Annotated in this window: 8 protein-coding genes and 1 tRNA gene; 1 reads left to right on the plus strand and 8 read right to left on the minus strand. The window is 41.1% G+C overall.

The genetic code is table 11. The features are described 5' to 3' along the window. Nucleotides 1–33: 33 nt before the first annotated feature. The 5 genes from OWEHO_RS14315 to OWEHO_RS14335 all read right to left on the minus strand — a co-directional run bounded on the left by OWEHO_RS14315 (nt 34) and on the right by OWEHO_RS14335 (nt 9,184). Nucleotides 34–1,416 (minus strand): short-chain fatty acid transporter, encoded by a 1,383-nt coding sequence (locus tag OWEHO_RS14315; protein ID WP_014203206.1) that lies wholly within the window; start codon nt 1,414–1,416, stop codon nt 34–36. Nucleotides 1,417–1,467: 51 nt separating this feature from the next. Beyond that, nucleotides 1,468–5,628, minus strand: a complete 4,161-nt coding sequence (locus OWEHO_RS14320) for a T9SS type A sorting domain-containing protein (protein ID WP_014203207.1) — start codon at nt 5,626–5,628, stop codon at nt 1,468–1,470. Nucleotides 5,629–5,815: 187 nt separating this feature from the next. After that, nucleotides 5,816–7,786: a hypothetical protein gene (locus OWEHO_RS14325; protein WP_143764615.1), complete on the minus strand. Its 1,971-nt coding sequence runs from the start codon at nt 7,784–7,786 to the stop codon at nt 5,816–5,818. Nucleotides 7,787–7,906: 120 nt separating this feature from the next. Beyond that, nucleotides 7,907–8,272 (minus strand): DUF3127 domain-containing protein, encoded by a 366-nt coding sequence (locus OWEHO_RS14330; protein ID WP_014203209.1) that lies wholly within the window; start codon nt 8,270–8,272, stop codon nt 7,907–7,909. A gap of 9 nt (nt 8,273–8,281) precedes the next feature. After that, the gene (locus OWEHO_RS14335; RefSeq protein ID WP_014203210.1) at nt 8,282–9,184 is read right to left on the minus strand and encodes a flavin reductase family protein; all 903 of its coding nucleotides are present in this window, start codon (nt 9,182–9,184) and stop codon (nt 8,282–8,284) included. Nucleotides 9,185–9,383: 199 nt separating this feature from the next. Here OWEHO_RS14335 and OWEHO_RS14340 point away from each other — a divergent pair. Next, nucleotides 9,384–9,468 (plus strand) — tRNA-Leu (locus tag OWEHO_RS14340). Nucleotides 9,469–9,594: 126 nt separating this feature from the next. Here OWEHO_RS14340 and OWEHO_RS18020 read toward each other — a convergent pair. The 3 genes from OWEHO_RS18020 to OWEHO_RS14355 form a co-directional block, all read right to left on the minus strand. Beyond that, nucleotides 9,595–10,350 (minus strand): SGNH/GDSL hydrolase family protein, encoded by a 756-nt coding sequence (locus tag OWEHO_RS18020; protein WP_014203211.1) that lies wholly within the window; start codon nt 10,348–10,350, stop codon nt 9,595–9,597. A gap of 306 nt (nt 10,351–10,656) precedes the next feature. Beyond that, complete coding sequence (locus OWEHO_RS14350) at nt 10,657–12,105, minus strand: SusD/RagB family nutrient-binding outer membrane lipoprotein (protein ID WP_014203212.1); 1,449 nt, start codon at nt 12,103–12,105, stop codon at nt 10,657–10,659. Nucleotides 12,106–12,137: 32 nt separating this feature from the next. Further along, nucleotides 12,138–15,356 (minus strand): SusC/RagA family TonB-linked outer membrane protein, encoded by a 3,219-nt coding sequence (locus tag OWEHO_RS14355; protein WP_014203213.1) that lies wholly within the window; start codon nt 15,354–15,356, stop codon nt 12,138–12,140. Between the last annotated feature and the right edge of the window lie 3 nt (nt 15,357–15,359).

Raw genomic sequence — 15,359 nt, forward strand, 5'->3', positions numbered from 1 at the left:
AATGAGGTTAAAAATTAAGGAGACTAAAAGTATTTAAAAAATCAGAAGGACAGTAATAAAAATCACCAGTCCCATTAATAGCATCAAAAGTGTGTAAGGAAGAATTTCTCTCGCTTTTAAACCTGTAACTGCAAGTAGGGGTAGTGCCCAAAAGGGCTGCAACATATTGGTGAGCTGGTCGCCATAAGCAAGGGCCATAACACTTTTAGCAATCGGAATATTGAGTTGACTTGCGGCTTCTACAATTATAGGCCCCTGAATAGCCCACTGCCCGCCACCGCTGGGTACAAATATATTTACCAATCCAGCACTAAAGAATGTGAAAATCGGGAAAGTGGTTTCATTAGAAATTGAAATGAAAAAACCACTTATTTGCTCAATAAGGCCGGTTGATTTCATCAATCCCATTATTCCAAAGTAGAAAGGAAACTGGATAAGAATGCCGGCCGCACCACCAATGGCTGACTCAATGGCTTTTATATAATTTGCAAAATTGCCATGAAGCAATATGCCCAAACCAAGCATCAGGAAGTTGAGGTAATTTGGGGTAAGAAATGAAAGTCCACTTTGAGAAGTGAAGGCGAGGTAAATACTGAATGCTAAAATAATAACCGCCAGCAGAAGAGAAAGCCAGCGGCTGTTATCCAATTTTTCGGCACCCGTCACATTAGCTTGTTTTTTTTGTGGTTCATCCAGTTGAAAAGGCAGCTGCACTAGTTTGGAAGTTTTGTAGGCAACTCGTGAAAGAACAAAAGGGATGATAGCTAGAAGCGCAATGGAACAAACAATATTCATGGTGGAGAATACGGTAAGGTCAAAGGGAATGGAAGAAGGTAATTTGGCTAAAACCTCAGGAGAAGAAATCCCGGACATGAGGGTTTTTAGATGGCCATCTTCTACCGCTTTAAGAGGAGCACTACCCGAGATTCCTCCATGGAATACCATGAGCCCAATATATCCTGCAGCACCTAAAAGTGGATAGTTGAGAGGTTTCCCTTCGCGGTAAAATTTTTCTGCAGTTTTTCTGGCAATGATGGCTCCAAAAATTAAACCTAGACCCCAGTTGAAAAGTGCAACAAGTATGGTGGTAAAGGTCACCAGGAAAGTGACGCTGGCTGCTGTGTTTGCTTTTGAAAGTATTAATTCAATGGTCCTATTTACTGGCGGAGCTAAAGCTAAGGCATGACCCAAAACCAGAATTAACATCATTTGCACGGCAAATACCATCAGTGGTGCCGACCATATTCCATCATACCAATATTGCAGCATGGTGGGGAAACGAGCGTGGGCCTCTGGAAAGTTTCCAAAGGCCAACGCTAATAAAAAGGTAAATAAAGTGAGGAGTATAGCTATGGTAAAGGGCGATGGTAAAATCGCTCGAAACGCACGTTCAAATTTTTCAGCGAAAGTGGTCATAATTGCTTTTGCCGAAAAGTACTATATCCTTATCAAATCTCCATAGAGGACTTAGTTTATTAGAAGTTTGGTGGTTTGAGATTCATTCTGATGTTTTATGGTAAGGAAGTATTCACCAGCAGCTAACTCGGTCAAATCAAGTTGTGTGGAGTATTTGTAAGCAGGTGTTGTATTGCTTTTTGAAAGTATTAAGCGCCCACTTAAATCCCATACTTCAAATGTTATAGATTCTGCAGGAACAGTTTTATTTACATCAATATTTACTATTTCATTTGCTGGCAGTGGGTAAGCTCTGAAGCTCCAAGGTGATGCTAAAGGGTTATCCGTTCCTTCATCAGAGCTATTTGTTCTAGAAGATCCAGACTTTTTCCCACCGGCTATCAGGTTTGGGCAGAGCACTGTGTCCACTAGGAGATTAAGGGTTGTGCTACTTGTATTTCCAAAATAATCTGTAGCATACAGAGATGTGTTGCGCAGACTACCGCAAGTAATGGTACTTGGGAAAATAGAGAAACTCTCGATTGCTGTATTGTCAAAAGAACCATTGTTAAACTGTGAAATATCTAAGTTTATAATACCGGAAGCATTTGGCGTAAGCACAGGATTTGTGGTTACAATAGTTGGTGGAATGGTGTCCTTAAGCTCTACGCTTGTATAAGCGGTATTAGTGTTTCCATATTTGTCTGAAGCTGTTATGGTAACTGGTACATGTTTTTTTTCAGTCAATGGAATTGAAAGCTTAAAGGAGAACCCACCTACATTGTTGTTTCCTCCATTTCTGATGGCAAGTATAATTTCATTGTTCCCATTTGCATTGAGTATTGAAGCCAGATTGCTGTTGCTGACAAAGTCAAAAGCATCTCCTCCATGATAACCGTTCGTGGGGAAGCTATTACCATAGTAAATACGATGTGCTGGAGCACTAGAATTATTAATCTGAAAACTACCTTCACGGGCCAGGAGCTGACCATTAATGTAAATTTCGGCATCGTCATCTACAGTGAGATCAATCCAGCACTCGTTTATAGAATCAATGTTTAATAGAAATTTCTTCTTAAAAAATGTAATGTATTCATCCGTAGAAATTACTTCAGTGCCACTTATCGGATAAATTCCTTGGTATGAAAAGGGTTGGCCCACACTGGCATTGATAGTGTAAGTTGTGCTGTCAGGAAGTTCAAAGACTCCAGACCATGGATATGTAAATGCATTTTTAAAGTTTGTGAAAGAACTCTTAGTCCAAGTTTTGTCGGATACAATTTCTACTATTGCCGAATCCTTAACTTGAGAGAAGGTAATGGAGGAAGGTTCGTACTCAATAGAGTTCAGGTGGCAATTGTCAGTAATGGCAAACCGCAGATCAGCTAAGGTTATGTCAGCTATTCCTAAGTTGTCAAAATAAATTTCGGGATTTGGCACGAGGTCAATGGAAGGAGCCAGGTTGTCTGCAACATACACTAAGGTAGATGATGTGTCCGAGGCTAAAGTAATATTGTCAGTAGCCGTGAGCGTTACTCGATGGACGCGAGCATAAGGGTTTCCAACTCCCATCCTAAAACTGAATCCTCCATTGTCTGTGCCTGTTCCATTTCTAATCGCCAGTATTAGTTCATTAATACCTTGAGTTAAATATGAACTTGCATTATTTGAAACGTGATCAAAAGATTCATGCACATTATTATTGTGAGTGTTTTGTCCTTTGGTATTAAACATGTGGGATGGAAAACTAGCGTTGGAGAGCAAGCGACTTTCTTCACGAGCTACCAGATTACCATTCAGGTAAATTTCCACATCATCATCTACAGTCATTTCCACAAAAAAATCAACATCTGCGGTGTCTGCTAAGTGAAATGTTTTGCGATAAAATGTTACATTTTTTGCACACTTTATTACTTCACTGCCAGGCACATTGTCAATACTTTTATAGCTTTTTGGCTGACCTAAAGACACTTGGGAAGTAAATGTGCTAGCAGCCGGTAGGTTGCCTTTTACTCCACTCCAAGGGTAAGTCCTACTGGTTATGCCGTCAGTTACTGTACTCTGTTTCCAGGTGCTGTCCGATATTATTTCAGTATAGTGACCACTGGTAACATCACTACAATCGAAACTGCTTTTTGAAAGGGAAAATAAGAGAGGTCCACAGTTGGATTTGCTTCCATTATTAATATCTGCAGGTGTAATGGTGGCCTGACCTTGTTTATCTAACTGGAGGTGGATAGAACTCTTTGCTTCAATTTCAATACAGTCCGTGGAGTTACTATTTACTGCTCTGATAAAAATAGGGCGCTCGCTTAAATTAACGGTTACATTGGCATTAGTACCAATTTGCAGTCCTGCTTCGGTGCAAATGGTATCGGTTTTAGCAAACTGCATGAGGGTAGCTCCCAGAGCATTACCTACATTGATGTTAAAGTTGTTGACTCTTTTGTCGGTTGAGGTATTACACCACGCTGCATAAACGCTTGTAGAGGTGCTATCATTGTCAAATCTATAGACGTTTACACTTGGGTCTCCAGATGCTATTTCTTGACCAAAGCGATAACCTTTGAGGGCTTTTTTCATAGCATATATATAGTACCAGGAAGTTTTAGGTTGGTAGCCATTCCATTTTTCATTTACAAGACCTGAACTGTTGAATTTATTTGGGTTTAGGGCATTTAAGTCTGCAAAGAAATATACATGAGCTCGATCAATTCCGGCAGCGGCCATTTCTAAATAACTACGGATTAACCATTGAGCTTGCACTTCATATACATCATTTTGACCTATAGCACGAGCGCCTTGTGGAGAATTGGGGTTGGTATCGTAGCCAAATTCAGATAGCCAAATTTCTTTACCAGGAAGATAGCGGTCGCGGTACTCCACAATTTCATTTAACTTGTATTTTAAGCTATCATCTTCTGGACTAATTCCACCCTTCATTGGCTGATCCTGACCTCCGCTACTATTGCTGTAGTGATGGAAGTTAAGAACATCAGCGGGGAATCCGGTGGTACGGTGGGTGTCGCTCCACAGCTTCATGGCTCTGATATACTCTAACCCAAGTATAGTAAGACCCCCCATTACAAATTGAATATTTGGGTCAGCATTTTTGGCACCATAGCCATCGCCCATACTTCCATCGTGCCCGTCATAATCGGCACTACACATTGCCGCCAGTTCATATGGGGTAAAATAACCTTCGCGTCCACGCCACCACTTATCCGGTTCGTTTCTATTTTCTATGTACTTGATAAGATTGAGTCCCGAATGTACGGGCTGACCTGGACGAAGTTTAAGTTTGGAAGCAGGAACGGCAACGGAGCCGTATCGCGCGGTAAATTGGTAAAGGTATTGAGCATGTTCTTCATAAGATGTAGGATCCTCAGCGTCATCATTTGGAGAAATTGGCTTTTGGTCTATCAGTAGATTGCTGTCAAGCATATAAGGAGCTGTTTGCAGGAGGCAAGGTGAGAGGTCTAAGCCAGCGTTAAAGAAATTGGTGTAAGTTTGGTCAAAATCCCAGCCCCAATTTGCCCCGGAAACCCAGCTAGGGGACCATGCAAACTGATTGTTTGGATAGCCAGGGTAAGGATTGTTATTTCCTTCGTCCCATTGCCAGTTATGATATTCTCTAATGGAGCCCACGCACTTTAATTTCTCAATAGGTTCGTTGTGTAAACCGTTTGCACCAAGAAAGTCTTCCATGAGAGGAGGGGTATGGGGAGTTCGAGGTGGTAATGGTGCTTTACTGGCAATAGGATAACCGTATAGAACGACCTCGTTAATAATAGTTTTGATACTTGGGAACTCCAACATCAGGTAGCGAGTATTAGTATTTAGAGATACGCTTTTCCAACGATTCCATTCATTTAGCCATAATACACTATCTAGTTGCCAGCTTGAAGGATCACCAACAAATACTTTAAGTGAATCTACATTATATGAGTCAAAAACATAGAGTTCGGTTAATTGATGAACTGCTTTCAGGTCGATTATAATCCTTATCGGAAAGTAGATACTATTGTAGCCACCATCAAATGCTGTAGATGGAATAGACTTGCTACCTGATCTAGGGTCACCTGCAAGTTGTTGTTCATCTATTAGTAGGCCAGCATCTCCCTTTGTTGAAAGGTTGAGGAGCATATCTGGAGTTAATACAATTTTGCTTTGCGAAAACAGTGCTCCAGACAGTAGAATACATGCCCAAAGGGTTAGGGTAGAACTTCTCATTTGGTTTTTGGTTTGTGTTTGGTTGCGAAAGTATCATTTTATAATATTTAAGACATCTTAAATTGTAAAAAATTGATATGCTGCAAGATGTGATATAATAAAAACAACAAAACAAAAACCAAATGAGAAGCTTGAGCTGCCCATAGACAGAGGATGCTTTAAAAACTGGCAAGAAATTAATGAATAGTTATTTTGAATTGCGGCAGGAGGTTCTAATTAGAATTGGACGTTCGCTTAGGTTTAAAAGAATATTTCCTTTAGTATCATATTTAGCGTCCGTTTCGGTTGCTTTTCTTTCTGTTGCAGAGAGTTCCAGAACCTTTGCTCCTTGTTTATCTTGAATATCGAGAATATAATTGGATACCTTTTTGTCAGTTGAGGTTTTACACCAAGCAGCATAAAGGCAGGTTCCATCATAATCACTCTCAAATTTGTAAATATTTACATCTGGGTGGTTGGAGGTAATTTCGCTGGCAAAGCGGTACCCCGTCAAAGCGTTTTTTATACAATAAATGTAGTACCATGAAATTTTGGGTTGAAACTTAAACCACTTTTCGTTTACGATTCCTGAGCTGTTAAATTTATTTGGGTTTTTGGAATTGAGGTCAGCAAAAAAGAAGAGGTGGGCACGATCCACTCCTGCGGCCGCAATTTCCAAATAACTTCTTACAAGCCATTGTGCCTGTACTTCAAACACATCATTTTTACCTATTGCTTTTACCCCTTGAGGCGAATTTGGATTGGTGTCATAACCAAACTCAGAAAGCCAAATTTCTTTACCTGGAAGGTAACGGTCGCGGTATTCAATGATTTCAGCCAATTTGTATTTTAAGCTATCATCTTCCGGACTTATAGCTTGTTTTAGGTTTGTATCTTGTCCCCCGCTTGTGTTGCTGTAGTGATGAAAGTTTAATACATCAGCAGGAAAACTCCCATTGCGAAAATGGTCACTCCACAGTTTCATGGCTTTTATGTATTCTAGAGACATATTTGCAAGACCACCCATTACGAATTTGATGTTTGGGTCTGCAGTTTTGGCACCGTATCCTAAGCCTAGGCTCCCTAGGTGCCCATCGTAATCTGCGCTGCACATTGCCGCCAGTTCAAAAGGTGTAAAATAAGCTTCACGTCCACTCCACCAGTTATCTGGTTCATTCCAGTTTTCTACGTAATTTATGAGGTTCATTCCAGAGATTTTAGGGTTTTCGGACTGAAGCATTAGCTGTTGATGGGGTACTCTGGTAGAGCCATATCTTGCAGAAAATTGAAACATATAGCGTGCATGTTCTTTATAAGATGACGGTATCTCAGGGTCATCACCTTTCGAAATGGGCTTCCATGCAGTGTTTCCATCATTCTCCAACATGTATGGGGCGGATTGTTGTAGGCAGGGTGAAACATCTAACTTTACAAGCTGAAACTGAGAGTAGGTTTGATCAAAGTTCCAGGGTGATACCTCTTTAACCCAGCTGGGGTTCCATCCAAATTGATTGTTAGTGTACCCCTCATAGCTAGGGTCATCATTTCCTTCATCCCACTGCCAGTTGTGGTATTCACGTACGGTTCCTACACAGCTCAATTTTGCCAATGGATGATTGTGGTTGGCGTTTATACCAAGAAAACTTTCAAAAAGCGGAGGCTTGTGGTAGGTTCTTTTAGGAATTATAGGAGTAGCTTCTAAAGCTTTTCCGTAAAGTACTATTTCGGATATATTGGCCTTGGAACTAGGAAACTCAATCATCAAGTAGCGTGAGTTTTTCCCAATAGAAGTGCTTTCCCAAATATTATAACCGTCCAGATAGATAGTCCCGTTTTTCGTCCAGTTTTTTGGGCTTCCGGTAAAAAAGAACAAGCTGTCTATATCATGAGTGTTAAAAACAAAAATTTCAGAAATGGAATGTAGCGCCCCTAAATCTATAACCACTTGAATCGGATAATACATCTTATTATAGCTCGCAAAGAAATTACCCTCTGGAGTTCCTGTTTTTCCATTCTTTTTGGGGTCACCGGCTGTGTTGGGCTCATTTATTAATAATGTCGCGTCACCTTGAGCTGATAGGTTAATTAGCATTTCCGGCATTAGGGGAATTATATTTTGCGAAAGCAAGACAAAGGGAGAGAAGAAAAAAGCGAAGAGTATAAGAGTTGATTTTTTCATGATAAGGGAATGGTGAGCCGAATTTAAGGGAATATTGGCAATGAGTTTTAAAGTTTATGAAAAAATACGGAGCATAAAAAAGCCCCGATAAACAGGGCTTTAAAATTGTTGAGACGATCCTTAGAAAGGAAGATCATCATCTTCCTCATCCATTGGTGCCATAGGAGGTGCAGCAGGTGCTGCGCCATTTGAAGAAGGATCACCACCTTGTGCTCCTACTTTTTCTATTCTCCATCCTTGGATAGAGTTAAAATACTTTACCTCATTCTGTGGAGATGTCCACTCACGACCTCTAAGGTTGATACCTACGGTAACTTTGTCACCAGGGCTGTAGCTGTCCAATAGAGATGTTTTGTCTTGCACAAACTCTATCATCAGGTGCTGTGGATATTGCTCTTCGGTAGTTACTACCAATTCTCTTTTGCTAAATGAGGCTGTTACCTGTTGGGTATCGCCTATCTTCTTAATACTTCCGCTTACTTCCATTCTTCTTATTTATATACGATTCAATTTGTCACATAACAGAGCCTTCCAGGCTTTAGATACTTTATTTTCATCCAATAGCTCTTTAGCGTATTGATGAAGATTCTCGTGCATTTCTAGTCCGTTTGCAGATTTTTCAAAAATCTCTTTTATTTTCCAGTTTTCAGCAAATTCCGCCAACTCAGCATCATTTGGTAAGCTTTCCACATTACCAAGCTTTCCTAAATCATTGCCGTCAAGGTAGGTACTTTGTCTTATTCGTTTTGGAATTTGATCTACACCAATACCTAATTTTGCTAATGGTTTTTCTACTTCAAATAGCGCTTCACCACTAGCGCGGCAGTAGTAGTTGCCACCCATTCTAGCTACCAGATCAATTTTTTGCATGCTGATGATTCCATTTTCATCAAGAATATTTTCGTTGATGTGCATGCGTACTACCTCACAAATGATGAGGTTTCCAGCACCTCCACCATCGCCTAGAGCCACAATATCTTTCACCTTACACTCAAATTGTGCTGGTGATTCCTTTACCCTAAATGGTTTTACCACATCTGACTCGATGGGAGTAAGGCCAGCTTTGGTGAATTCATTTACTCCATCACCATATTCGGTGGAAGCCAAGGAGGTTTGTTGCACGATGTCATAATTCACCACATTGATCACTACTTCACGAGTTGCCTCGGCATTGTGTAAAGTGTGCTTGGTGGTATTATCTCTTACCCTACGAGCTGGAGAAAAAATCAGCGTGGGGGGATTAGAGCTAAATACATTGAAATAGCTGAATGGGCTTAAGTTTGGGTTGCCACCATTATCAATGGTGCTTGCCAGTGCAATAGGGCGTGGGCCAACTGCACCTAGCAGGTGAGCGTGAGCCGTTTTACCATCCAATTCATTTAAATCTACTGATATCATGTGTGATATTTATAAGGCTGCAAAAGTAGAAATATACTATTGGCTGATGAAAAATAAGGGCTTCTAAAATTGAAGGATATTACAGGAAAATATTTTTTTCAAAACGTTTGTTGAAGTGTGGGAAATTGGATTATATTTGCGCCCCGATTACGGAAAGCGATTTTTGTAATCTTCTCTTTTAAGTCGAGAGAAAAGGTACGCAGGCGTGGTGGAATTGGTAGACACGCTAGACTTAGGATCTAGTGCCGCGAGGTGTGAGAGTTCGAGTCTCTCCGCCTGTACCAAGTAAAAAGCCCTTCGATTTCTCGAAGGGCTTTTTTTGTGCTTGTCTCGTCCTAGAAAAAGTTGACTCCAAATAAGAGCTTATGTCAACCAGAAAAGTAAGACGAGTGATTTAGAAGTTGATATAATTAATCCTGACGGAAACCTACATGTTCGCTTGTTGATTTGTACCCTTCTACTCTAGAGTCTCCTATGGGTAGGATGCGATAGTGATTCTCAAAGTTAAGATGCTTCACTATCTCGATATAATATCTAAAAGCAACTTCTTGCGCCCCTCGGGTATTGTAATGGACGTCATCAGCAAAATTTTGATTGCTCCAATTGCTAAACATGTCCACCGAAATAACTTTGGACCGACTGGTAGATTCGCTAATAGGAAGTTGAGCAATGAGGTTATTGAATTCTATTAATTTATCTACTAATGCTATGCTTTCTTCACTTTCCTTAATTGGTGCTATTTGCTCAACCAAAATCACAACATTGGGATTCACTGCTTGAAACCGATTTATGATTTCTTTGATATTGTCAACCGTTTCTTCAACTCCTCTGCTTCCAGATGCTAAATCATTTCCTCCAATTCCGAGCAAAACAACATCAGGTTTTGGGATATGGTCTAAAACAAAATCCATATGATTCAATACACCTACAGTCTGTATTCCTGAGATCCCTTCATGATCGCGATCAAATAGTACGCCTCTAAAGCCAGGGTAGAAGTAGTTGTCATGATGTGTGCCTATAAAGTCAAAGTCCCAGTAATTGGCATTCAAAAGCTGCCATAGGTAGAAGCGATAGCTTTCATGTTCGGCAATGGAATGGTTATTCTTTTTGTCGCACGCAGAAAGAATGATAATTAAGGATAAACATAAGTGTCGTAAAAAATTCATTGTTAATATGTGAGGTTATTATACATGTCTTTTTCTAATGACACTGTAAATATAGTTAACGATGTATTTTTTGAAATAATTACAGAAATCAATCAGATTTTAATCACTTAATAAGGAGTTCCGTAGGTCAATAAACCTCTCTTTTGCAAATGATTAAGTTGTTCTGGGAGTAGGATTTTTTTTGAAAAAAAAGAGGTAAGAATAGCTGCCCAAGAATGATCAGACTTGTTGCTGGTTGAGTTAAATTAGAAGAGACTGTCTTTTCAGGCAGCCCCTTCAATTAAAAGTTCAATAAGATTTTAGGAATTATTGTTCCCACCAACCTTTGCTGTTGATGTTGTCGCCACCTATTTCTTGAATGGCATTCTGGTAGTTTTCGCTATTGGTTGCCTGCTCACTTTCCGGGTAAAAATATCTCACAGGATACTTTCCTCCATTCAGGTTGTCAGGGCCGGGTTTTAGATTTGGAATACCTGTTCTGCGAACGCTAAACCAAGCTTCATGGCCGCAGTGAAAAAGGGCTAACCACTTTTGGGTTAAAATACGATTGAGGTTGTTGGTACCATCTAGCATTACAGAAGCTCTGGAAAAATAGTCTGCAGGTACTTCCACATCATAATAGTCAAAACTGGCCTCAACACCTGCTTGATAATAAACCTGGGCACTTCCAGAGATGAAACCTTTTTCGGCTGCTTCTGCTAAAGCAAATTGCAGCTCAGCGTATTGCATGATTTGAGCATCTACACCATCGGGCTGATCTCTAAAAATAGCCCCGTACAAGGAGATGTCATTCAAATCAATCCCTTCGGAAGCAATGGTTTCCCGGCTTTGGCCGTTCAGCAAACCTTTGTATTCTGGGTTTCCATCGGTCACACTTTTTTGAGTGGGCTTGTAAAGCACTTCTACACGAGGGTCATCCCACATGGTGAGAATAGAATCAGCTGTTTGGGTCATGCGGTGCTCCTGGTATCCACCCTGTGAAGCATTGAATAATGGAAATTGGTTAGGGGCAGAGGCCAGGTAAGGCACCACTGCATTGTCTGGATTTCCCAGCATTATCATTCCGCCATCTACAATGTTTTGCAGTTCATTTTGCAAATCAGGGTATTGCCCAAAGTGATTACTCATACGCATCAGATATCGCACTCGAAGCGAATTACCAAAGCGAATCCATTGGCCTAAGTCATTACTAAACATAATATCTCCTGAAATGGAGAAGTTGGTGTTATTTAGTACATCGGTCGCATTTTTAAGCACAGCCAAAAGCCCGGTGTTGGGGTTAGTGTATATTTCTTCCTGCAAGTCATACTTTGGGGTGAAGTTGGCCTCTTTGGCTTGCAATGCTTCCGTATATGGAACATTGTTCCACATGTCAGTAAGCTGTGAGTAAATAAAGCAACTCATAATATCGCCTACGGCAGCATAAGCCTCATTTGTTCCTTCCACTTTTTTCATGGATTGAATATCAGCCAACAGGCGATAAAGTGCATCCCAATATTCACTATTAGAGCCCATTTCGTAGCGGTCAATCCTTTCAAATTCTACACTAGCTGATTGCTGAACCAAGTAGCTGGCCAGTATAAATCCCTGGTCATAAGTATTTCGGTCTGCTACTTCCCAAATTATATTAGAAAGCAGGAATTGAGGACTGATATTCTCAGGGCCGTTTGGGTTCTTATTTATTTTGTCAAAGTCCTTGGTGCAGCCCCAGGTGATAAGGCTTATTAGGCTGAGGGTGTATATTGTTTTTTTCATGTTCTATTCTTTAAAATCGATAGTGCGTTGAATTAGAATTGTGTCTTCAAACTAATACCAAAACTTCTGGTAGATGGGTAACTCATATCTTCCACACCGTAGGTGATGTTTTGCTCCTGAAAGGCATTTAGCTCAGGGTCAAAGTGAGGGTTCTCAGTCCACAGGAATAGGTTGCTACCAATCAAACCAACTTGTATTTTTTCAAAACCAATCCTCTTTACAAACTTGGATGGCATATTGAAGTACAGGCTCACCTGGCGAAGCTTTACATACGATGCATCGTAAAGAGCACTTTCTTCATTACCTCGGTCATAAAAGCTATTGTAAAATTGGCTAGCTGGTGCTGCGGTGGTATTTGTTACATAAATCGGATTGTCATCCGTACCCACATTCATTACACCATCTCCTACAACTCCGGTTTCCCTTCCTTCAAGAGTTTCTTGCAAAACTCCAGATGTGCTTCCCAAAGCTTTGGTTCGGGATACAATAGTTCCTCCTTTGCGCCAGTCAAACAATACAGAAAGTGAAACAAATTTGTATCGAAACTCGGTGCCGAACCCCATGGTGAAGTCAGGGTTGTAGTTTCCAAGTAGGCGCAGCGTGGGGTCTTGTACAGGAAGTCCATTTTCGTTGTATAAGGTCTCTCCATCAACTTCTATAAATCCGGTTCCGTACATATCACCAACCTGACCGCCTTCGGAGGCGATGTAAAATACAGTATTGGCACCACCGTTTCCGGCAAATACGCTAGCTGTTCCAGTTACAAACTGGTCTACACCTTCAGGGAGTTTTGTTACCACACTTCTAAAAGTGGAAAAGTTAACAGTGCCTAACCATTGAAAGTCTCTTCCATTAATAATTTTACCACGAACCATGGCTTCCAAACCTCTGGTTCTTACTTCACCGCCATTTTCAATCACATTGGTATAACCAGAAGCTGAAGACACAGGACGGCCAATAATTTGGTTGACACTAGTGTTTTGATAAGCAGCTACATCCATTTGCACGCGATTATCCAATACCCAAACTTCAGCACCTACTTCATAAGCATTTAGTCGCTCAGGCTTAAGGTTAGCATTTTTCAATACTGACTCATTCGTTACCCGAAAGTCAGAACCATAGTTTTGATTAAACTGAAAGGTGTTGGCCAATTGATAAGGCTCTGTATCATTACCAACACTGGCCGCACTCACCCGTAGTTTGGCATAAGTGCCTTCGGGCATACTTATCATATTAGAAAGTACATAGCTCAATGAAGCCGAGTAGTATGCAAAAGAGTTATTGTCTTCTGGCAATGTGCTACTCCAATCGTTTCTTACATTCAAATCTAAATATAGAGAAGTGCGGTAGGCTAAATTGGCAATAGCGTAAACGCTGTTTATGCGCTTGTCAAAAACCTGGCTGTTCCCAGAAAGAGGTACTCTGGAATTGGCCAACGAGTATACACCAGGAACCGCAAGTTGGGCTGCTGTGGTGTAGGTGTACTCCGTTTTTTGGTCCATTCGATTGGCACCGGCAGACAAGCCATATCTGAAAGCCGAATTGATTCTGTCATTATAGCTCAACAATACATCAGTAGTTATTTCGCGGAAGCTCACATTGTCTTCACGGTAACTACCATAAGGATTTCTGTTTGTGCTGTAAGCTCTTCTAAATTCGCGGTCATCGTTATAGTTGTCCATACCTGTGCGTACCCTTAAGTTCAGCTTTTCGCTGAAATCATAAGTAACGTTAGCATTACCCAGAACCCGATCCTTATTAAAGGAATTGGTGTTTTCAAAAAGGGTGAGATAAGGGTTGGTCAGCCACAAATAGTTAAAGTCATAATGCTGAATACCTTCCTGACCAGCTTGCCAGTAATCTTGCAAGGATTCGATATTCGTTTGACGACCAGTCCAGTTGAAGCCATACATCACGTTTTCATATCCATATCCGAGATTGGGGCGGTTTTCACTTCTTGAGTTTATGTAATCCACAAACAAGCTTGCGCTTAAACGGTCACTCAATTCCTGATCCACACTCAGTGCCAAACCATCTCTTTTTAAATCAGTATTGGGAATAGCACCCTCATTGCGCAGATTGCTGTACGAAAAACGAATAGCACTCCTGTCATTTGATGAGCTGATGGCAATATTGTGTTGAGAAGTAATACCTGTTTCAAAGAAGTTTCTCACATTATCAGGGCGCGAAGTCCACGCTGTTGGTGTAATATCTGTGTAAGAGCCATCCGGATAAGTTCGCGCAATTACATCTCCACCACGCACCGGGTTTCCATTAATGTCCACAGAGGGGCTGTCAAACTGTTTTATAAGCTGACCTTGATCCAATTTTGGACCGTAGCTACTGATGCCTCCATCATTCACTCCGCCTCCTACACCATTTTCAAATGAATATTGTCCGTTAGAACCTCCACCGTATACATTTTGATAATCAGGCATGGTGAGTAAGGTTTCAAAGGTTAGAAGGCTGCTGGTGCTTACACCAAACCCACGCTTTTTTTCTCCTCTTTTGGTTGTGATTACAACAACACCATTGGCAGCCCGTGAGCCGTATAGAGCGGCAGAGCCTGGTCCTTTGAGGATAGACATTGACGCAATGTCATCCGGGTTTATTTCGGCAGCTCCATTACCAAAATCTACCTCCTGAAGAGCCCCGTCATTTGTGAGATTGCTAGCTACCAATTCGTTGCTGATAGGAACACCATCCACTACAAAAAGTGGTTGGTTAGAACCACTCAGCGAGTTTTCTCCTCGAATTATAATTCTGGAAGACGACCCAGGGCCGGAAGAACCATTGGTAATTTGAACACCTGCTACTTGGCCGGCCAAGCTATTTACCACATTGGTCATTGGAACATCGGTTAGCTCCTTCGCACTAACTTCGGTTACCGATGCCCCGATGGATTGCCTGTCACGCTCTATGCCGAGTGCTGTCACCACTACATCATCAAGCTGCTCTGTATTTTCTTCCAAAGAAATTGATGCAGGAATACTGCCATTAGTTACTATAATTTCTTTTGGTTTAAAGGCCAAGGCAGAAACCTGAAGGATGAAATTCGTCATTTCTGTTTCCAGGGTAAACACTCCTTCAGCATTGGTGGCGGCATAAATTTCAGTGCCTTTAATATTTACGGAAGCCCCGGGCACGGGCTCTTTTTTGGCATCTACTACCTTGGCGGAATAGCTTTGAGATTGTGCCCAAGCGGATGCCATGGCAAGCTGGAAGACCAGTAAAAAGTAAAACTTCTTCATATA

Origin of the sequence: Owenweeksia hongkongensis DSM 17368 (assembly GCF_000236705.1) — a bacterium.
In the GTDB taxonomy this organism is placed as follows: domain Bacteria; phylum Bacteroidota; class Bacteroidia; order Flavobacteriales; family Schleiferiaceae; genus Owenweeksia; species Owenweeksia hongkongensis.